Raw genomic sequence first — 19,299 nt, 5'->3', positions numbered from 1 at the left:
GGGGGCGCGCTCCACCGGACGGCGGACGCGTAGCCCGCGCGCCATCGGGAACTCGCGTCAGTGGCGCCACAGGAGACAGGTGGCGACCACTTCGCCGACGGTACGACGGAAGGGGCGGCCCCGCTATCGGTGAGCCGGAAGGTGAGATGTCAACTGAGCCGCGTTGGGACGAGACACTGGCCGCGCAGGGTATTCCAAGCCGTACCGCCACGTTCGCGGGTGAGCCGCAGGACGTGACGGGCGCACGACTGGCCGCGGAGCGCTTCCTGCGCGAGCTGGCGCGGGTCGCGCCGCCCGCGGCACCGGAGTGCTGGCACGACATCCTGCTGGTGGTGGACGAGCTGGCGGCGAACGCGGTGCAGTTCGCGCCGGGTCCGTTCCGGCTGCTGCTGCGCCGCACGTTCGACGGGGTGCACGTCACCGTGCACGACACCAGTACGACGGTGCCCCGGCCGCGCCCGTTCGATCCGGACCACGGCGGTGGCGGCATCGGCTGGCACCTGGTCCACACGCTCTGCGACCAGGTCAGCGTGGTCACGCGGGCGGACGGCAAGGACGTCCATGTGTTCCTTCCGTGGTGAACGGGACACGTGGTGATCGTCTCACGTAGCGGTTGAGCCGGATACGTGGCGGCATCGGGGGTATGCGGAGGCGCAGTCCGCATCCCCACCGACCCGGGAGGTACCCCGTGGCCCTGGCCGAGAACCCGCTGTCCGTCGAGGTCACGCTGCCCCGCGACGACGTCGCGCTGGTGAGCGTGGCGGGCCATCTGGACGTGGATACCGCCACCGAGCTCCAGGCCCAGCTGGCCAACCAGCTGCACCACGGGCGGCGGCACTTCCTGCTGGACCTCTCCGAGGTCCCGTTCATGGACTCGTCCGGCATGAACATCATCCTGCGCGTGTACCAGGAGACCCGCCGTCTGGACGGTGTCGTCCAGGTCATCGACCCCGCCCCGGCCGTACGGCGGGTGCTGGAGCTGACGGGCGTCAGCATCACCGTGCCGATCTCGGTGGACGTCGCGGAGGCCCTCGCCGTCATCGACGGGCAGGCCGGGGCCGAGCCGGAGGTGTTCACGCCCGAGACCTGACCGTGCCGTTCGTCTGGCTGCCGCGCCCGACTGGCGGGGCGGCGCCGGGCGCGGTGGGATCGGTCCGGAGCCGCAGAAGGGATGGACACCGTGACACGACCCAGGATCCTGGTGGTGGGCGCAGGCTTCGCAGGAGTGGAGTGCGTCCGTCGGCTGGAGCGCCGACTCACGCCCAACGAGGCCGACGTCACCCTGGTGACGCCGGTCGCCTACCAGCTCTATCTGCCGCTGCTGCCCCAGGTCGCCTCCGGGGTGCTGACCCCCCAGTCGATCGCGCTGTCACTGCGCCGCAGCCGCAGGTACCGCACCCGCATCATCCCGGGCGGCGCGATCGGCGTGGACCTGAAGGCGAAGGTGTGCGTCGTCCGCACGATCACCGACCGGATCGTCGACGAGCCCTACGACTACATCGTGCTGGCGCCCGGCAGTGTCACCCGCACCTTCGACATCCCCGGCCTCACCGACAACGCGTTCGGCCTGAAGACGCTCGCCGAGGCCGCCTACATCCGCGACCACGTCATCTCCCAGCTGGACCTGGCCGACGCCAGCCAGGACCCGGCCGAGCGGGCGGCCCGGCTCCAGTTCGTGGTGGTCGGCGGCGGCTACGCGGGCACCGAGACGGCCGCCTGTCTGCACCGGCTGACGTACAACGCGGTACGGCGCTATCCGCGGCTCGACCCGGGGTTGATCAAGTGGCATCTGATCGACATCGCCCCGAAGCTGATGCCGGAGCTGGGCGAGAAGCTGGGCGGCAGCGCCCAGGAGATCCTGCGCCGCCGGGGCATCGAGATCTCGCTCGGGGTCTCCGTCGAGAAGGCGGGCCCCGACGAGGTCACCTTCACCGACGGCCGCGTGGTGCCCACCCACACCCTGATCTGGACCGCCGGGGTGGTGGCGAGCCCGCTGATCGGCACGCTGGGCGCGGAGACCGTGCGCGGGCGGCTCGCGGTCACCCCGGAGATGTGCCTGCCGGGGCACGACGGCGTGTTCGCACTGGGTGACGCCGCCGCGGTGCCGGACCTCGACAAGGGCGAGGAGGGCGCCGTCTGCCCGCCCACCGCGCAGCACGCGACCCGACAGGGCAAGCTGGTCGCCGACAACGTCCTCGCCACCCTGCGCGGCCAGCCGCAGCGGCCGTACCACCACCGGGACCTGGGTCTGGTGGTGGACCTCGGCGGCCGGGACGCGGTGTCCAAGCCGCTGGGCGTGGAGCTGCGGGGGCTGCCCGCGCAGGTGGTGGCCCGCGGGTACCACTGGTCGGCGCTGCGCACCAACGTCGCCAAGGCCCGGGTGGCGACCAACTGGGCGCTGAACGCCGTCGCGGGCGACGACTTCGTCCGCACCGGCTTCCAGGCCCGCAAGCCCGCCAAGCTGAAGGACTTCGAGTACACCGACGCCTACCTGACGCCGGAGGAGGTCGCGGAGCACGTGGGGCGGGTGTCGCGCGGGGAGGACTGAGCGGGCGTACGCACGGCGGCGCCCCGGAAGCCTGATGACCGGCTTCCGGGGCGCCGCCGTCGTGCCTCAGGCGGCCCGGCGGGGGCCGAGGGCCTCGGCGCGCACCCGGGCGCAGCTGCGGCTGATGAGCCGGGAGACGTGCATCTGGGAGATGCCGAGCTGGTCGGCGATCCGGCTCTGGGTCATGTCCTCGAAGAACCGCATGTAGAGGATGGCCCGCTCCCGTTCGGGCAGCCGCCGCAGCCCTTCCTTGGCGGACTCGCGGTCCACGACGGTGTCGTAGGCGGAGTCGGGGCCGCCGAGGGTGTCGGCGAGGCTGTAGCCGTCGTCGTCGGTGGACAACTCGGCGTCCAGGGAGAGGGTGCTGAAGCTGTCCAGCGCCTCCAGACCGGCGTTGACCTCGTCCTCGGAGAGGCCGGTGTACTCGGCCAGGTCGGCCACCGTCGGCTCGGGACTGCCGGGGTTCTGGGTGAGGTCGCGGCGGGCGACCCGCACCTTGTTGCGCAGTTCCTGGACCCGGCGCGGCACCCTCAGGGCCCACATACGGTCCCTGAAGTGCCGCTTGACCTCGCCGGTGATGGTGGGCACGGCGTAGCTCTCGAAGGCGCCGCGGGAGGGGTCGTAGCGGTCGATCGCCTTGACCAGACCGAGCGCCGCGACCTGGCGCAGGTCCTCGACGGACTCGCCGCGGTCGCGGAAGCGGCTGGCGATGCGGTGCGCCATGGGGAGCCACGCCTCGACGAGTTCGTCGCGCAGGGCGTCGCGTTCCGGCCCTTCGTCCAGGGCGGCCAGCCTGCTGAACCGGGCCGCGGTGTCGGGGGCGTCGTCGTGCTGCCGCCGGGGTGCCGTGGCGGTTCGTGCGAGCGTGCCGGTTCGGCTTGTCGACATGTCGGTGACCATGCGGAATTGCTCCCGAACGTGGTGTCGTCTCAGGGAATGACCGCGGGGAGAGGGAATGCCGTCCGGAGATCTCGGAGGGCCGGAGCGGTCATACCGCTCCCCGCCGGCGCGCCTCCGGTCCGAAGCACGAACTTGCGTCTGCCCCTCCCCCAGGCGATCAAACACGGGGGCCGGGCAAAGCCCGCGGAAATCGGGGCGCGCGCACCCTGCCGGGGTCACGCCCGAGCCGTGCCGGGCGCCCGCGCGCCGGGTCAGAAGACCGGGACGACGGCGGTGATCCGCTTGCCGCCGGAGGGCAGTTCGGAGACGTTCACGGCGCGCGCCAGTCGGCACACGATGGGCCAGCCGCGTCCGCCGCTGCGGCGCCGCCCGCCGTCGTCGAGCGCGGGGGTCAGCACCGGCCGGCGGTCGCTGCGGTCGCAGACGGAGACCCGGACGTCGTGCTCGTCGACGTCGACGTCCACACCGGTGACGCCGCCGCCGTGCAGGATGGCGTTGGTGGTCAGCTCGGAGGCCACGAGGAGCGCGTCGGAGAGGGCGTCCTCGTCGCAGGGGGTGCCGGTGGCGCGGCACCGGCAGGCGACGGCGCACCGCACGGCGGTGCGTACGTCGGCCGGGCGGCAGTCGTCGTCGGCCCCGGATCCGGAGTGCGGATCGGACGAGGGCTCGTCGGTCCAGTGCTGCGCGGGCATCCTCTCGCTCCCTGGCTCGCCGGACGCGGGGTCCCCCCCGCGAGTTCCCTTGTGTCTCCCTTGTTCGGCTCACCCTCCGGGGCCGCGCCAAACATGCCCGGCCGACCGCCATCGATGGGCCGCCGCGGGGTACGCGGGACGTATGACCGATGTCGTGGACTCAGACGAACTGCTGCGTCGGCTCCAGCGGGCCAGGGCCTGCGCGCGGGACGAGGAGCGGACCTGGCGGGCGCGGCGCGACGCGCTCGGGGCGACGGATCCGGGCGAGGCCGAGCAGGCCGCGGTGCGGGTGCTCGCCTACGAGGCGGTGGCGCGGGTGCTGGACGAGATCCTGACGCCGGGGAAGCGCGCCGTGAAGTGAATCGGGTCACGTAACCCGGTTCTGACCGCATACAAGCACGGAAGATGGTTTATTGTTCACTCATAGCTGGCGACGGAGTTGACGGATCCCCCTCCTCCTCCGCGCCGCTAGTGCGGCCCTGGCTGGCTTCCCCCGTCCAGCCAGGGCTTCTCCCTTTCCCGATGGCTTTCCCGACGGCTTCCCGGCAGCTCTCCTGACGGCTTTCCCCCGCCGGATGCGCGACGGGCCGTGGGAGGCTCCAATGGGGCATAGGGACAGCACGGATTCCTTCGCTGGTGAGGAGCCCCGCGCCATGACGAAAGCGACGAAACTGCTCACCGCCCTCCCCGCGCCGCAGCGGCAGCGCCTGATGGACCTGGCCCGCGAGGTGTCCTTCGCGGAGGACGCCCGCATCTTCGAGGCGGACGGCACCGCCGACCGGTTCTGGGTGATCCGCTCGGGCGCGGTCTCCCTCGACCAGCGCGTGACGGCGCTCCAGCGGGTGACCGTCGCCAACCTCGGCGCGGGCGACCTGCTGGGCTGGTCCTGGCTGTTCCCGCCGTACCGCTGGGACTTCGGCGCGGAGGCGTTCAGCCCTGTACGGGCCTACGAGTTCGACGCGCACGCGGTGCTCGCGCTCTGCGAGGAGGAGCCCCGCCTCGGGTTCCTGCTGGTGCGCACCGTCGCCGAGATCCTCGCCCACCGACTGGAGATGACCCGCGGTCAGCTCATGGACCGCTACGCGGCGCCCCGGCGCGGCGTCCTCTGACCGGCCCCCGGCACGTCAGGCGCCCGCGATCAGCATCCCGCCGAGGGTGATCATCGTCGCGGCGACCAGGGCGTCCAGCACCCGCCACGCGGCGGGCCGGGCCAGCCAGCGGCCGAGCAGCCGCCCGCCGAAGCCGAGCGCGGCGAACCAGCACAGGCTGGCCAGCGCCGCGCCGAGCCCGAAGGTCCAGCGCAGCGGGCCGCGGTCGGCGGCGACCGAGCCGAGCAGGAACACCGTGTCGAGGTACACGTGCGGGTTGAGCCAGGTCAGCGCCAGACAGGTGAGCACCGCCCGGCGCGTGGAGGTGGCGGCGGCGCCGTCCGCCCGCAGCGCGCCGGGCCGCAGCACCCGACGGGCGGCGAGGGCGCCGTAGCAGAGCAGGAAGGCGCCGCCGGTCCAGGCGACCACCGTGAGCGCCTCGGGCCAGGCCACGACCACCGCGCCGATCCCGGCGACCCCGAGGGCGATGAGCACGGCGTCGGAGAGGGCGCAGATCACCACCACCGGCAGGACGGCCTGGCGGCGTGTCCCCTGGCGCAGGACGAAGGCGTTCTGCGCGCCGATGGCGACGATGAGGGAGAGTCCGGTACCGAATCCGGCGGCTGCGGCGGTCAGGGCGTTGGGCATGTCAGGACGCTAAGCAACCGACCAGTGGAAGTACAGCTAAAGATTCTTACCTATCATTAGCCTTCCTGAAGAGCGGCCCTGGAGGGAACGTGACCGAGGAACTGCCCCTCGACCAGGTGCGCACCCTGCGGGCCGTGATCGACGAGGGCACCTTCGAGGCAGCGGCGGCGGCGCTGCACGTGACGCCGTCCGCGGTCAGCCAGCGGGTGAAGGCGCTGGAGCAGCGCACCGGCCGGGTGCTGCTGCTGCGCACCAAGCCGGTGCGGCCGACGGAGTCCGGCGAGGTGCTCGTGCGGCTCGCCCGGCAGCTGGCCCGCCTGGAGCGCGACGCCCACGCCGAACTGGGGCTGAGCGGCGCCGGGGAACCCACCCGGCTGTCGGTGGCGGTGAACGCGGACTCGCTGGCGACCTGGTTCCTCGGCGCCCTGCGGCGCGTCCCCGAGGAGCCGCCGCTCACCTTCGCGCTGCGCCGCGAGGACGAGGACCACACGGCGGCGCTGCTGCGCGAGGGCGTGGTGATGGCCGCGGTGACCTCCTCGCCCGACCCGGTCCCCGGCTGCTCGGTGCGGGCACTGGGGCGGATGCGCTACCTGCCGGTGGCCACCCCGGACTACGCCGCCCGGCATCTGGCCGGTCCGCTGGCGGAGGCGCTCCTGGTGGCGCCCGTGGTCGTCTTCGACGAGCGGGACGACTTCCAGGACGGCTTCGTACGCCGCCTCACCCACGGGCGCGCCGCCGCGAGCGCCCGACGGCACCACGTGCCCACCTCGGAGGGGTTCGCGGAGGCCGTCGCCTCCGGCATGGGCTGGGGGATGCTCCCCGAGGCCCAGGCGGAACCCCTGCTGCGCGCCGGGCGGGTGGTGGCCTTCGCACCGGACCGGGCGGTGGACAGTCCGCTGTACTGGCAGCAGTGGAGACTGCACTCGCCCGCGCTCGCGGTGCTCGCCGAGGCGGTGGCCGCGCAGGCCGCCGAGTCGCTGCGCGCCCCGAAGTGAACCGTTCGGGGGAGCTTCACCCACCTCGTACCGGCAGATCGGCCGTTGGCGTGTGCACACCGCATGGCGACGACCGTCGGCAACATCTGCGCAAGGCGTGGGCGGTTCGTTGTCGGGCCCGCGCCCGGTCTCGCGGCTCTGAAGGACCCAGGGCCGCACCCCGGGGCCCTTCTCGCGCGGCAGGTGGGAGTAGTCGTGCAGACGGCGGGCCACCCCCAGGCCGACGGACCTGTTGTCCCCCCACCACGGCTCGACGTCGAGCGGGTTCGCGGACAGGCCCGGCATGGCCACGCCCGTGAGGTCGTCGGTGCCGGACACCCCGGACACCCCGGCCAGGTCGGTCCCGGGGCCGCGCGACCAGCGGACGTACAGGCCCCGGTGGTGCCCGACGAGCCGGGCCAGCTCACCGAGCGTGTCCACGACCGGCAGATCCTCCCAGCCACTCATCCCGTGACCTCCCTCGTCCCGTCAGGGCCACGGGGTACCCGTCCGTCACAAGAGGGAAGCACAGGAGAGCACGGGAGACCCAGGAAGGAAGGGGGGCCGCCGTGAGTGTCCGTGTACGCCGGATCTACGAACCGCCCGAACCCGGCGACGGGACGCGCGTCCTGGTCGACCGGCTCTGGCCGCGCGGCCTGGCGAAGGACGCGGCCCGGGTGGACGAGTGGCCCAAGGCGGCCACCCCCTCCACCGAGCTGCGCCGCTGGTACCACGCGGGCGAGGGGTCGTACGAGGAGTTCACCGAACGCTACGAGGCGGAACTGACCGCCGGCGAGGCCGCCGACGCCCTCGCCCGGCTGCGGGAGTCGGCCCGCGCGGGGACGGTGACACTGCTGACGGCGTCGAAGGCCCCGGAGCGGAGCCACGCCGCGGTGCTGGCGCGGCTCCTGGACACGTAGGCCCCCTCCTGATTCCGCAGGCCCCGTCCCGTCACCCCGTCTGTTCCGCCGCCGCGCGCCCCGCCGCCCGCCCGGAGAACAGGCAGCCGCCGAGGAACGTGCCCTCCAGGGCGTTGTACCCGTGCACCCCGCCGCCGCCGAACCCGGCGACCTCGCCCGCGGCGTACAACCCGTCGACGGGGGTGCCGTCGGCGCCGAGGGCGCGGGAGTCCAGGTCGGTCTGGATGCCGCCGAGGGTCTTGCGGGTGAGGACGTGCAGCTTCACGCCGATGAGCGGACCGGCCTCGGGGTCGAGGAACCGGTGCGGGGCGGCGACCCGGCCGAGCCGGTCACCGATGTAGCGGCGGGCGTTGCGGATGCCCTGGACCTGGGAGTCCTTGGCGTACGGGTTGTCCAGCTGGGCGTCGCGGGCGGTCACCTGGCGGCGGATCCCCGCGGGGTCGAGGAGGGCCTTGCCGGTCAGCCCGTTCATCTTCTCGACGAGCTGTTCGAGGGTGTCGGCGACCACGAAGTCGGCGCCGCCGCGCACGAACGCCTGCACGGGGGCGGGCGCGCCCTTGCCGAGCAGCCGGTCGCGCAGCACGGCCCGCCGGTCCTTGGCGGTGATGTCGGGGTTCTGCTCGGAGCCCGACAGCGCGAACTCCTTCTCGATGATCTTCCGGGTGACGATGAACCAGGAGTGGTCGTACTCCGCGATGTCCTCGGTGGTGCGCAGATGGCGCAGCGTGCTCAGGGTGTCGTAGCCGGGCAGGCAGGGGTCGGGCAGGCGGCGGCCGAGGGCGTCGAACCAGAGGGGGGACGGGCCGGGCAGGATGCGGATGCCGTGGCCGGGCCAGACGGGGTCCCAGTTGCGGACGCCCTCGGTGTAGTGCCACATGCGGTCCCGGTTGACCAGCCGGACGCCCGCCTCGGCGCTGATGTCGAGCATCCGCCCGTCGACGTAGGCGGGGACGCCGGTGACCATCTCGGCGGGCGGGGTGCCGAGCCGTTCGGGCCAGTAGCGGCGGACGATGTCGTGGTTGGCGCCGATGCCGCCGGAGGTGACGATCACCGCCTGGGCGGTCAGTTCGAAGTCGCCGACCGCGTCGCGGTTGGAGGCGACGCCGCGTGGGGCGTCGTCGGGGGCGAGGAGGGTGCCGCGGACGCCGCGGGCGGCGCCGTCCTCGATGAGGAGTCCGTCGACGCGGTGGCGGTGGTGGAAGGTCAGCAGTCCCTCGCGGGCGGCCCGCTCGGCGTAGGCGGTGAACGGTTCGACGACGCCGGTGCCGGTGCCCCAGGCGATGTGGAAGCGGGGCACCGAGTTGCCGTGGCCGTCGGCGCGCAGGTCGCCGCGCTCGGCCCAGCCGACGGTGGGCAGCAGCCTGATGCCGTGCCCCTCCAGCCAGGACCGCTTCTCCCCGGCCGCGAACTCGACGTAGGCGCGGGCCCAGCGCACCGCCCAGGAGTCCTCGTCGTCCACGCGGTCGAACCGGGCGCTGCCCTGCCAGTCGTTCCAGGCGAGGTCGAAGGAGTCCTTGATGCCGAGGCGGCGCTGTTCCGGCGAGTCGACGAGGAACAGCCCGCCGAAGGACCAGAAGGCCTGTCCGCCGAGGTTGGCGGCGTTCTCCTGGTCGACGAGGGCGACCTTCCTGCCGCGGCTGGTGAGTTCGTGCGCCGCGACCAGTCCCGCGAGGCCCGCTCCTACGACGATGACGTCGGCGTCCATGGCGACCGTTCCCTTCCTTGTACGGGGGCGCCGCTGCCGTCGGTCAGCAGGGCGGTGAGCAGTTGCCTGAGCCAGGCGCGGGCGCGCTCGACGTCCTTGTCCAGGAGCAGTTGGGTGGTGACCCCGTCGTACGCGGCGACGACCGCCCAGGCGGCGCCGTCCGTGCCGCCGAGCGCGGCGGGCAGCGCACCGAACACGGTGGACCGGCCGAGCCGGTCGGCGATCGCCCGCCGCAGCCGCTGGCGGTGTTCGAGGAGGCTGGCGGCGACGTCCGGGTCCCGGGCGGCGTGCGCCAGGAAGTCCGTCTTGACGAGGAGCCAGTCCACGTCGAGCAGCAGCACCTCGGTGACCCGGTCGACGGAGGCCGGTACGTCCAGCTCGGGGCCGTCGAGTGCGAGCGCCTCGGCGACCTGCTCGGCGATCAGGTCGGCGCGCTGCCGGTAGAGCGCGAAGAACAGTTCGTCGAGGGTGGCGAAGTTGGAGTAGAAGGCGCCCCGGCTGTAGCCCGCCGCCTCGCAGACCTCCTCGATGGAGACCCGGCCGAACCCCTTGGCCGCGAACACGGCGAACGCGGCGTCCAGCAGGTTGGCCCGCGTCCGGACCCGCCGTCTGGTCACCCGCCCGACCGTGCGCTGTGCCACCGTGCGCTCGCCTCCCTCGTCCGATACGAGAACGTATCCGATACATGAACGTATTCAAAGGGTTCGCACCAAGCGGCTTCCCCGCCCTTCCGAACCTTCGTTCGATTAGCGGTACGCTGGGGGCATGACCGTGCACCTCCAGGGCTCCCTCTTCGACCAGACCGACGAGACCGACCAGCCCACGCTCGGCCCCCTCGACGGGATCCGCCGCACCGAGCTGGACGCGGGCGCCTGGATCGACGTCCTGCCCGGCTGGCTGAGCGGCGCGGACGACCTGTTCGCCCGCCTGGTGGCCGACGTGCCGTGGCGTGCCGAGCGCCGCGCGATGTACGACCAGGTCGTGGACGTCCCCCGGCTGCTGGCGTTCTACGGCACGGGCGAGCCGCTGCCGCACCCCGTGCTGGCGGACGCGCGCGACGCCCTGACCGCGCACTACGCCGGGGAACTGGGCGAGCCGTTCACCACCGCGGGCCTGTGCTACTACCGCGACGGCCGGGACAGCGTCGCCTGGCACGGCGACCGGATCGGGCGGGGCGCCCGCGAGGACACCATGGTCGCCATCCTCTCCCTGGGCACCCCGCGCGACCTGCTGCTGCGCCCGCTGCACGGCGGTGGCGGCACCGTGCGCCGCCCGCTGGGCCACGGCGACCTGATCGTGATGGGCGGGTCCTGCCAGCGGACCTGGGAGCACTGCGTACCCAAGTCGGCGCGGGTCGCGGGCGGCAGGGTCAGCGTGCAGTTCCGCCCGCGCGGGGTGCGCTGAGCCCGCCCGTGCGGGGTCTGCTTTGCTGTCCCCCGGCGGACGTGGGACTCAACGGGCGGGACCATCATGCGGGCAGTAGTGCGGCAGGTCGCCGACGGCACCTATCTGGTGCGCGGCGGCAGCACCAACTGGGTCATCCTCAGAGAGGGGGACGCGGTCACGCTGGTCGACACCGGGTACCCCGGCGACCGGGCGGCGCTGCTCGACTCGCTGGCGCAGGTGGGCAGTGCGCCGGAGGCGGTCGCGGCGGTGCTCGTCACGCACGCGCACAACGACCACCTGGGCTCGGCCGAGTACCTGCGCGCCGCGCACGGGACGCCGGTGTACCTGCACGAGGCGGAGGTGCCGCATGCCCGCCGGGACTTCCTGCACCAGGTGTCCGTCGGGCGGGTACTGGCCAACGGCTGGCGGCCGGGCGTGCTGCCGTGGGCGGTGCACGCGCTGCGCTCCGGCGGCACCCGGCAGGTGCCGGTCACCGCGCCCGAGCCGTTCCCGGCGCCGGGCCCGCTGGACCTGCCCGGCCGCCCGGTACCGGTGCCGACGCCGGGGCACACCCTGGGCCACTGCGCCTTCCAGGTGCCGGGCGCGGGGGTGGTGGTCTCCGGGGACGCGCTGGTCAGCGGGCATCCCACCAGCCGGATCAGCGGCCCCCAGCTGCTGCCCGGCATGTTCCACCACGAGCGGGCGCGGGCCGTCGCCTCGCTGGCCGTGTTCGAGGAGTTGGACGGCGACCTGCTGCTGCCGGGCCACGGGCCCGCGTACCACGGCCCGGTACGGGACGCCGCCCGTCAGGCGCGGGAGCGGGCGGCTCAGGGGTCCTTTCCCTCTGAGCGTCCGATCAGGTCGCGGGAAGGGACCCCTTAAGGTTCGGCCATGGCTTTGCAGATCAGCGCCACCAACCCGGAGCACCCCGCGCTCCTGCTCGCCCTGCCCTGGCAGGTCCCGCTGGAGGAGTGGCCCGAGGAGTACCTCGTGCCGCTGCCGCGCGGCATCTCCCGGCACGTGGTGCGCTACGCCCGCGCGGGCGACGAGGTGATCGCCGTCAAGGAACTCGCCGAGCGCCCGGCACTGCGCGAGTACGAGCTGCTGCGCGACCTGGACCGGCTCGGCATCCCCGCGGTGGACCCGCTCGCCGTGGTCACCGGGCGCGTGGACGCCGCCGGGGAGCCGCTGGAGCCGGTGCTGGTCACCCGGCACCTGGGCGGTTCGATGCCGTACCGGTCGATGTTCGAGACGACGATGCGGCCCGCCACCATGCACCGGCTGATGGACGCCCTCGCGGTGCTGCTGGTGCGGCTGCACCTGACGGGGTTCGCGTGGGGCGACTGCTCGCTGTCCAACACGCTGTTCCGGCGGGACGCGGGCGCCTTCGCCGCCTATCTCGTGGACGCCGAGACCGGCGACCTGCACCCGCGGCTCAGCGACGGCCAGCGCGACTACGACCTCGACCTCGCCCGCGTCAACATCAGCGGTGAGCTGCTGGACCTGGAGGCGTCCGGGGCGCTGCACCCGTCGGTGGACCCGATCGAGTTCGGGCAGGAGATCTGCGCGCGGTACCACAGGCTGTGGCGGGAGCTGACCCGCACCTCCGTCTACCCGGCGGGCAAGTACCACTACATCGAGCGCCGCATCCGCCGGCTCAACGACCTCGGCTTCGACGTGGCCGAGATGCAGATCGAGAGTTCCTCCAACGGCGACACGGTCACCTTCGTGCCGAAGGTCGTGGACGCCGGGCACCACCAGCGGCAGCTGCTGCGGCTGACGGGACTGGACACCGAGGAGAACCAGGCCAGGCGGCTGCTGAGCGACCTGGAGAGCTGGATGGCCACCCAGGAGGACTCCACCGAAGCCCGCCCCGAGGTCCTCGCCCACCGCTGGGTGCGGCAGGTGTTCCGGCCGACCGTGCGCGCCGTGCCCGTCGAACTGCGCGGCGCGATGGACCCGGCGGAGATCTACCACCAGCTCCTCGAACACCGCTGGTACCTGTCCGAGCGGGCACAGCACGACATAGGCCTCGACACGGCGGTGAAGGACTACATCGACAACATCCTGCCGCGCGCCCGGGAGACGCTGGAGTCCGCCGAGCCGGAGTGACCGGGCCCTGGTCGCCTAGGCCTGGTGCGGGACCACGGCCACCGGGCACTCCGCGTGGTGCAGCACCCCGTGGGCGACCGAGCCGATCCGGGCGCCCACGGCGGTGCGGGTGGCGCGGCGGCCCACCACCATGAGCTGGGCGCGCCCGGCCACCGACAGCAGCACCTGGCCCGCGCTGCCCATCTCCACGTGCTCCACGACGTGCACGTCCGGGAAGCGGGCGCGCCACGGCTCCAGCGCGTCGGCCAGCGCCTTCCTCTCGTACGGCTCCGGACCCCCGGCGTCGTCGAGGAGCTTCAGGGAGGCGGGGCTGTAGGCGAACACCGGCGGCAGCGTCCAGGCCCGTACGGCACGCACCGGGGCCTGCCGGGCGGCGGCCGTCTCGAAGGCGAACCGCAGCGCGGCGGCGCTGTCCTCGGGGCCGCCCTCCTGGCCGACGACGACCTCCCGGGCGGCCACCTCGCCCGCCGTGCGGTCGCCGGAGCGCACCAGCACCACGGGGCACGCCGCCTCCGCGACCACCTGCTGGCCGACGGAGCCGAGCAGGAAGCCGACGAGCCGCCCGTGCCCGCGCGAGCCGAGCACCAGCGTCCCGGCGTCGTCCGCCGCGGCGAGCAGCGTCTCCACCGCGCCGCCCTCGACGACGTCCGCGGCGACGTCGAGGCCGGTGTGCCGTTCGCGCACCTCGCGCACGGCCTGCCCCACCGCGTCCCGCACCCACCGCTCCTGGGCGTCCCGGCCCTGCGCGTCGAGGCCCTCGCGGGACTCGTACCGCCAGGCGTGCACCACCCGCAGCGCCGTCCCGCGGCGCACGGCCTCGCGGGCCGCCCAGGCGAGCGCGGCGTGGCTCTCCTCCGTTCCGTCCACGCCTGCCGTGATCGGGCGCGTCATCTCCGGGTGCCTCCTCGTGTCCTCACCTGCCGTACGGGTCCAGTCTTCCCTACGCCCGGACGGCGCCGGGCGGGGGCGTGGCCCGGCGGACTTTTCCCGAGCGTACGGGGGCCATCGAACATACGATGGGCGGGAACATCCGAACGCCCGGGGTGGGAGACGTATGGCACAGGCCGCCGACACGGCGCGGACCGTCATCATGACCGTCGACGACGATCCGGGGGTCTCCCGAGCTGTCGCCCGGGACCTGCGGCGACGCTACGGCGAGTCGTACCGCATCGTGCGCGCGGAGTCCGGCGAGTCGGCGCTCGACGCGCTGCGGGAGCTGAAGCTGCGCGGCGACCTGGTGGCGGTGATCCTCGCCGACTACCGGATGCCGCAGATGAACGGCATCGAGTTCCTGGAGCAGGCGCTGGACGTCTACCCGGGCGCCCGGCGGGTGCTGCTGACCGCGTACGCGGACACCAACGCGGCGATCGACGCGATCAACGTCGTCGACCTCGACCACTACCTGCTCAAGCCGTGGGACCCGCCCGAGGAGAAGCTGTACCCGGTCCTGGACGACCTGCTCCAGGCGTGGCGCAGCAGCGACTACCGGCCGGTCCCGGCGACCAAGGTGGTCGGGCACCGCTGGTCCGCGCGGTCCTCGGAGGTGCGCGAGTTCCTGGCCCGCAACCAGGTGCCGTACCGCTGGTACTCCTCCGACGAGCCGGAGGGGCGGCGGCTGCTGGCCGCGGCGGGCGCGGACGGGCGGCGGCTGCCGCTGGTGATCACCCCGGACGGCACGCCGCTGGTGGAGCCGGAGCCGCCGGAGCTGGCCGCCGAGGTGGGCCTGGCGACCACGCCGACGGCCGACTTCTACGACCTGGTCGTCATCGGCGGCGGCCCGGCCGGGCTCGGCGCGGCCGTGTACGGGGCCTCGGAGGGGCTGCGCACGGTGCTGGTGGAGCGGTCGGCGACCGGTGGGCAGGCGGGGCAGAGCTCCCGGATCGAGAACTACCTCGGCTTCCCCGACGGCGTGTCCGGCGCGCAGCTCACCGACCGGGCGCGGCGGCAGGCGGCGAAGTTCGGCGCGGAGATCCTCACCGCCCGCGAGGTGACGGGTCTGGAGGTGAGCGGCGGCGCGCGGATCGTGCGGTTCAGCGACGGCTCGGCGGTCGCCGCGCACAGCGTGATCCTCGCGACCGGCGTGTCCTACCGGCAGCTCGACGCCCCCGGCGCCGCCGACCTCACCGGCTGCGGCGTCTTCTACGGCTCCTCGCTGACCGAGGCACCCGCCTGCCAGGGCCAGGACGTGTACATCGTCGGCGGCGCCAACTCCGCGGGGCAGGCGGCGATGTACCTGTCCCGGGGCGCCAAGTCGGTGACGCTGCTGGTGCGCGGGGAGTCGCTGGCGGCGTCGATGTCGCACTACCTGATCGAGCAGATCGGTGAGTCGCCGAACATCTCGGTGCGCTGCTCCACGGTGGTGGAGGCGGCGCACGGCGCGGACCACCTGGAGCAGCTGACCCTGCGCGACGTCGGCAGCGGGCACACCGAACTCGTCGACGCGCAGTGGTGCTTCGTCTTCATCGGCGCCGCCCCGCTGACGGACTGGCTGGCCGGCACGGTGCTGCGCGACGAGCGCGGCTTCATCCTGGCCGGGCCCGACCTGACGCCCGACGGACGGCCGCCCGCGGGCTGGGAGCTGGACCGGCCGCCGTACCACCTGGAGACCAACATCCCCGGCGTGTTCGTGGCGGGCGACGCCCGCGCCGAGTCCGCCAAGCGTGTCGCGTCCGCCGTCGGAGAGGGAGCCATGGCCGTGATGCTCGTCCACCGCTACCTGGAGCAGTCGTGAGCGGGCGGGTCCTGCCGTGCAGCCCGCGGGAGATCGGCTCGCTGTTCCTGTTCGAGAAGCTCGACGCCGAGCAGTTGGGGCGGCTGTGCGCCGAGGGCCGCGTGGAGCGGTTCGAACCGGGCCCGGTGTACGTCGAGGGCGACCCGGCGACCTGCTTCTACGTCATGCTCGAGGGAACGGTCGTGCTGTACCGCAGGGTCGGCGGCGACGACGTCGAGGTGTCCCGTACCTCGCAGCGCGGGGTGTACGGGGGCGCCATGCAGGCGTACATCGGCGACCGGGTGCGGCAGGTCTACAACGGCTCCATGCACGTCACGGAACCGACGCGGTTCTTCGTCCTGCCCGCCGACACCTTCGCGGCGATCATGCAGGAGTGGTTCCCGATGGCGGTGCACCTGCTGGAGGGGCTGTTCTTCGGTTCGAAGAGCACCCAGCGGGTGATCGGGCAGCGGGAGCGGCTGCTGGCGCTCGGCTCGCTGTCCGCGGGGCTGACCCACGAGCTGAACAACCCGGCCGCGGCGGCGGTACGGGCGACGGCGACGCTGCGGGAGCGGGTCGCGAAGATGCGGCACAAGCTGAGCGTGATCTCCGCGGGACCGTATCCGCGCGAGGCGCTGGCGAACCTCATCGAGATCCAGGAGCGCACCGCGGAGCGGGTCGCCAAGGCGCCGGTGCTCAGCCCGTTGGAGGCGTCCGACCGGGAGGACGCGGTCAGCGACTGGCTCGACGACCACGGCATCCCGGACGGCTGGCGGCTCGCGCCGACCTTCGTGCAGGCCGGGCTCGACCTGGACTGGCTCGACCAGGTCGCGGCGGCGGTGGACCCGGAGGTGCTGCCGGGCGCGATCGGCTGGCTGAACTACACGGTCGAGACCGAGCTGCTGATGGACGAGATCGCCGACTCCACCACCCGTATCTCCCATCTGGTGGACGCCGCCAAGCAGTACTCGCAGCTGGACCGGGCGCCCTACCGGATGGCCGACGTCCACGAACTCCTCGACAGCACGCTGCTGATGCTCTCCGCCAAGATCGGCAAGCGGATCAAGGTCGTGAAGGAGTACGACCGCACGCTGCCGAACGTCCCGGCGTACCCGGCGGAGCTCAACCAGGTGTGGACGAACCTGATCGACAACGCGGTCGCCGCGATCAACAGCGTCGGCGGGGACGGCACGCTGACCGTGCGGACGGCGCTGGACCACGACCGGATGCTGGTGGAGTTCCGCGACACCGGGTGCGGGGTGGCGCCGGAGATCCGGTCCCGTATCTTCGACCCCTTCTTCACCACCAAGCCGGTGGGGCAGGGCACGGGGCTGGGACTGGACATCTCCTGGCGGATCATCGTCAACAAGCACCACGGCAGTCTCCAGGTGGAGTCCGAACCGGGCGACACGCGGTTCCAGGTGCTGCTTCCGCTCACCGCCGCGGACGGCGACACGCCGGACACCCTGGAAACGACCGACGACGAAAGGCGCGAGGAACCGGCATGACGACTGACAGCGGAACCGAGGCGATCGACCCGAGCGTGCCGCCGAGCGGGCCCGGCTGCGTCGAGTGCGACGCCGACGGCGGCTGGTGGTTCCACCTGCGCCGGTGCGCGGCCTGCGGCCACGTCGGCTGCTGCGACTCCTCCCCCGCGCAGCACGCCTCCGCCCACTACCGGGCCACCGGACACCGGGTGATGCGCAGCTTCGAGCCGGGCGAGGGCTGGTTCTGGGACTTCGAGAAGAACGAGCTGTACGAGTCCGGCCCCGACCTGGCCCCACCGGAAAGCCACCCCGAGGACCAGCCCGCCCCGGGACCGGCGGGCCGGGTACCGGCGGACTGGGCGGAGACGCTGCGCTGAGCGGGACGGCCACTCCTCGCCGGGCCTCGCGGGGAGCGGGGGTGCTGCGCCGGGCGAGGCTGCCGCGTTGAGCGGGGCCGTGTGCTGGGCGGGGTCGCCGTGTTGAGCGGGGCCATGTGTGGATCGGGGGCGGCACGCCGAGCGGGGCCGTGTGTGGATCGGGGGCGGCGCGCCGAGCGAGGCCGGGCGTGGAGCGGGGGCGGCACGCCGAGCAAGGCCGGGCGTGGAGCGGGGGCGGCCGTTCAGCGGAAGTGGAACGGCGAGCAAGGCCGGGCGTCGTGTGGGACGGCGCGCCGAGTGTGGGTCGGTGTGGGGTGGGGTGGTGCGGGGAACCCCCGTGCCCTGGTAGACGTTGTCCGGGCGGATTCGTTGGGCCCGGACGACGACACCAGGGCGGCGCGATGAGCGAGTTGATTCCCGGGGGCAACCTGCCCCTGCCCGGGGGTGCCGTGACGGTGCGGGTGCCCGGCCCGTTCGACGTGTCCGCGCTGATCACCGACGACGGCGGCACGGTGGGCGGCGACGCGGACTTCGTGTTCTACAACCAGCCCACCGCACCCGGCGCCCGCCTGGACGGCGACACCCTCACCGTGGAGCCGACCCGGCTGCGCGCCGGGGCCACCCGGGTCACCGTCGTCGTCAGCCCCGCCGACCCCGGCACCACGCTGGGCGCCCTGCCCGCCCCCGTCCTGCACGTCACCGACGCCCGCGGCGCCACGGTCGCCCGGTTCACCCCGCGCAGCCCGGACCGGGAGACGGTGCTGCTGCTCGCCGAGCTGTACCGCCGCGCCGGCCAGTGGAAGCTCCGCGCCCTGGGCCAGGGGTACGCGGACGGACTGGCGGGGCTGGCACGGGACTTCGGGGTGGACGTCGTGGACGACGACAACGGCCCCGGCCCGGGGCCCGGCACCCTCGTCGCCCCCCTCTCCCCCGCCGTACCCGCCCCGCGGCCCGGCGGCGAACCCGACGGGTTCCTCGGTCTGGTCAACGCCGCCCGGGCCCGCGCCGGTTCGCCGCCCGTCGTGCTGGACGCACGGCTCGCCGTGGCGGCCCGGGAGCACGCCGGGGCGATGGCGGCGGCCGGGCGGCTCGGCGTCGAGGGGCATGACGGCATCTCCGTGTACCGACGGGTCACGGCCGCCGGATTCCCGTACCTCACCGTCGGCGAGCACCTGGTATCCGGCCCGCGCACCCCCGCCGAGTTCGTCGAGTACTGCCTGGGCACCGACCACGCCCGGCGCACCCTGCACGACCCGGCCTTCACCCACGCCGCGCTGGGCCGGGCCGCCGACCACCGCTCCGGGGACACGTACTGGACCGCGCTGTGGGCGCGCCCCCTCACTCCGGCCGAGCTGGAGCGCACGGCGGGCCGGGTCGTGGACCTGACCAACGCCGAGCGGGCCCGTGCCGGACTGCGCCCGCTCACCGTGGACCCGCTGCTGACGGCCGCCGCGCAGGCGCACAGCGCGGACATGGTGGCCCGGGACTTCTACTCCCACACCTCCCCCGACGGCAGTCACCCCTGGGACCGGGCCGCCGCCGCGGGCTCGGCCCGGCGCACGATCGGCGAGAACATCGCCTGCGGCCAGCGCTCCCCCACCGAGGTGGTGACGGGCTGGATGAACAGCCCCGGCCACCGCGCCAACATCCTCAAGCCCGCTTTCACCCATGTCGGGATAGGTTTCGCGGGCGGCGGGCGGGCGGGCACGTACTGGACCCAGCTGTTCGGCGCCTGATACCGGTCCGATCTTG

Annotated in this window: 20 protein-coding genes and 1 pseudogene; 14 read left to right on the top strand and 7 right to left on the bottom strand. The window is 73.6% G+C overall.

Features of this window, described 5'->3' with window-relative positions; all coding sequences use genetic code 11:
- Positions 1–146: 146 nt before the first annotated feature.
- The 3 genes from ABZ659_RS23415 (at position 147) to ABZ659_RS23405 (ending at position 2,548) form a co-directional block, all read left to right on the top strand.
- Entirely contained in the window at positions 147–581 is a 435-nt protein-coding gene (locus ABZ659_RS23415; protein ID WP_360223393.1) for an ATP-binding protein, read from the top strand.
- A 107-nt stretch (positions 582–688) separates the two neighbouring features.
- On the top strand, positions 689–1,090 hold the full coding sequence (locus tag ABZ659_RS23410) for an STAS domain-containing protein (RefSeq protein WP_360223390.1): 402 nt from the start codon (positions 689–691) through the stop codon (positions 1,088–1,090).
- 81 nt (positions 1,091–1,171) lie between these two features.
- Positions 1,172–2,548, top strand: coding sequence for an NAD(P)/FAD-dependent oxidoreductase (locus tag ABZ659_RS23405; protein WP_360223387.1), 1,377 nt, complete (start codon positions 1,172–1,174; stop codon positions 2,546–2,548).
- 66 nt (positions 2,549–2,614) lie between these two features.
- Here ABZ659_RS23405 and ABZ659_RS23400 read toward each other — a convergent pair whose 3' ends face one another.
- Entirely contained in the window at positions 2,615–3,448 is an 834-nt protein-coding gene (locus ABZ659_RS23400; protein WP_360223384.1) for an RNA polymerase sigma factor SigF, read from the bottom strand.
- Between the two features lie 251 nt (positions 3,449–3,699).
- Positions 3,700–4,140, bottom strand: coding sequence for an ATP-binding protein (locus ABZ659_RS23395; protein WP_360223381.1), 441 nt, complete (start codon positions 4,138–4,140; stop codon positions 3,700–3,702).
- A gap of 142 nt (positions 4,141–4,282) precedes the next feature.
- On the opposite strand from ABZ659_RS23395, the gene ABZ659_RS23390 reads away from it, so the two are divergent.
- Together ABZ659_RS23390 and ABZ659_RS23385 are read left to right on the top strand one after the other, a co-directional pair.
- Positions 4,283–4,501 carry a hypothetical protein gene (locus ABZ659_RS23390; protein ID WP_360223378.1) on the top strand — a complete coding sequence of 73 codons (219 nt, stop codon included), beginning with the start codon at positions 4,283–4,285 and terminating at the stop codon, positions 4,499–4,501.
- A gap of 292 nt (positions 4,502–4,793) precedes the next feature.
- Positions 4,794–5,249 (top strand): cyclic nucleotide-binding domain-containing protein, encoded by a 456-nt coding sequence (locus ABZ659_RS23385; protein ID WP_360223375.1) that lies wholly within the window; start codon positions 4,794–4,796, stop codon positions 5,247–5,249.
- A gap of 15 nt (positions 5,250–5,264) precedes the next feature.
- On the opposite strand, the gene ABZ659_RS23380 is transcribed toward ABZ659_RS23385, so the two are convergent.
- Positions 5,265–5,876, bottom strand: coding sequence for a LysE/ArgO family amino acid transporter (locus ABZ659_RS23380; protein WP_360223372.1), 612 nt, complete (start codon positions 5,874–5,876; stop codon positions 5,265–5,267).
- Positions 5,877–5,965: 89 nt separating this feature from the next.
- On the opposite strand from ABZ659_RS23380, the gene ABZ659_RS23375 reads away from it, so the two are divergent.
- Positions 5,966–6,871 carry a LysR family transcriptional regulator ArgP gene (locus ABZ659_RS23375; RefSeq protein ID WP_360223369.1) on the top strand — a complete coding sequence of 302 codons (906 nt, stop codon included), beginning with the start codon at positions 5,966–5,968 and terminating at the stop codon, positions 6,869–6,871.
- 102 nt (positions 6,872–6,973) lie between these two features.
- Here ABZ659_RS23375 and ABZ659_RS23370 read toward each other — a convergent pair.
- Positions 6,974–7,318: pseudogene (locus ABZ659_RS23370) on the bottom strand (DUF6098 family protein); the annotation flags it as partial.
- Between the two features lie 101 nt (positions 7,319–7,419).
- Between ABZ659_RS23370 and ABZ659_RS23365 the strand changes: the two are divergent.
- Positions 7,420–7,770: a DUF488 family protein gene (locus ABZ659_RS23365; RefSeq protein WP_360223366.1), complete on the top strand. Its 351-nt coding sequence runs from the start codon at positions 7,420–7,422 to the stop codon at positions 7,768–7,770.
- 31 nt (positions 7,771–7,801) lie between these two features.
- Here the strand turns inward: ABZ659_RS23365 and ABZ659_RS23360 are convergent, their stop codons facing one another.
- Both ABZ659_RS23360 and ABZ659_RS23355 read right to left on the bottom strand, forming a co-directional pair.
- Entirely contained in the window at positions 7,802–9,475 is a 1,674-nt protein-coding gene (locus ABZ659_RS23360) for an FAD-binding dehydrogenase (protein WP_360223363.1), read from the bottom strand.
- Entirely contained in the window at positions 9,451–10,116 is a 666-nt protein-coding gene (locus ABZ659_RS23355) for a TetR/AcrR family transcriptional regulator (RefSeq protein WP_360223360.1), read from the bottom strand. The genes ABZ659_RS23360 and ABZ659_RS23355 overlap by 25 nt, the downstream gene beginning before the upstream one ends.
- A gap of 124 nt (positions 10,117–10,240) precedes the next feature.
- Here ABZ659_RS23355 and ABZ659_RS23350 point away from each other — a divergent pair, with 124 nt between their 5' ends.
- From ABZ659_RS23350 to ABZ659_RS23340, 3 genes are all read left to right on the top strand, one after another.
- Complete coding sequence (locus ABZ659_RS23350; protein WP_360223357.1) at positions 10,241–10,879, top strand: alpha-ketoglutarate-dependent dioxygenase AlkB; 639 nt, start codon at positions 10,241–10,243, stop codon at positions 10,877–10,879.
- A gap of 66 nt (positions 10,880–10,945) precedes the next feature.
- Entirely contained in the window at positions 10,946–11,743 is a 798-nt protein-coding gene (locus ABZ659_RS23345; protein WP_360223354.1) for an MBL fold metallo-hydrolase, read from the top strand.
- Between the two features lie 9 nt (positions 11,744–11,752).
- On the top strand, positions 11,753–12,973 hold the full coding sequence (locus tag ABZ659_RS23340) for a DUF4032 domain-containing protein (RefSeq protein WP_360223351.1): 1,221 nt from the start codon (positions 11,753–11,755) through the stop codon (positions 12,971–12,973).
- Positions 12,974–12,988: 15 nt separating this feature from the next.
- Here the strand turns inward: ABZ659_RS23340 and ABZ659_RS23335 are convergent, their stop codons facing one another.
- The gene (locus ABZ659_RS23335) at positions 12,989–13,864 is read right to left on the bottom strand and encodes a universal stress protein (RefSeq protein ID WP_360223348.1); all 876 of its coding nucleotides are present in this window, start codon (positions 13,862–13,864) and stop codon (positions 12,989–12,991) included.
- A gap of 163 nt (positions 13,865–14,027) precedes the next feature.
- Between ABZ659_RS23335 and ABZ659_RS23330 the strand changes: the two genes are divergently transcribed.
- From ABZ659_RS23330 to ABZ659_RS23315, 4 genes are all read left to right on the top strand, one after another.
- Positions 14,028–15,704 (top strand): FAD-dependent oxidoreductase, encoded by a 1,677-nt coding sequence (locus tag ABZ659_RS23330; RefSeq protein WP_360223345.1) that lies wholly within the window; start codon positions 14,028–14,030, stop codon positions 15,702–15,704.
- Positions 15,701–17,191, top strand: coding sequence for an ATP-binding protein (locus ABZ659_RS23325; RefSeq protein ID WP_360223342.1), 1,491 nt, complete (start codon positions 15,701–15,703; stop codon positions 17,189–17,191). Before ABZ659_RS23330 ends, ABZ659_RS23325 begins: the two co-directional genes overlap by 4 nt.
- Positions 17,188–17,547 (top strand): UBP-type zinc finger domain-containing protein, encoded by a 360-nt coding sequence (locus tag ABZ659_RS23320; RefSeq protein WP_360223339.1) that lies wholly within the window; start codon positions 17,188–17,190, stop codon positions 17,545–17,547. Before ABZ659_RS23325 ends, ABZ659_RS23320 begins: the two co-directional genes overlap by 4 nt.
- A gap of 401 nt (positions 17,548–17,948) precedes the next feature.
- A complete protein-coding gene (locus tag ABZ659_RS23315) occupies positions 17,949–19,283 on the top strand; it encodes a CAP domain-containing protein (RefSeq protein ID WP_360223336.1) in 1,335 nt (444 codons plus the stop codon).
- Positions 19,284–19,299 lie beyond the last annotated feature (16 nt).

The organism is Streptomyces sp. NPDC006997, from assembly GCF_040635175.1.
GTDB lineage: Bacteria > Actinomycetota > Actinomycetes > Streptomycetales > Streptomycetaceae > Streptomyces.
This window is presented reverse-complemented; position numbering and strand designations above follow the sequence as displayed.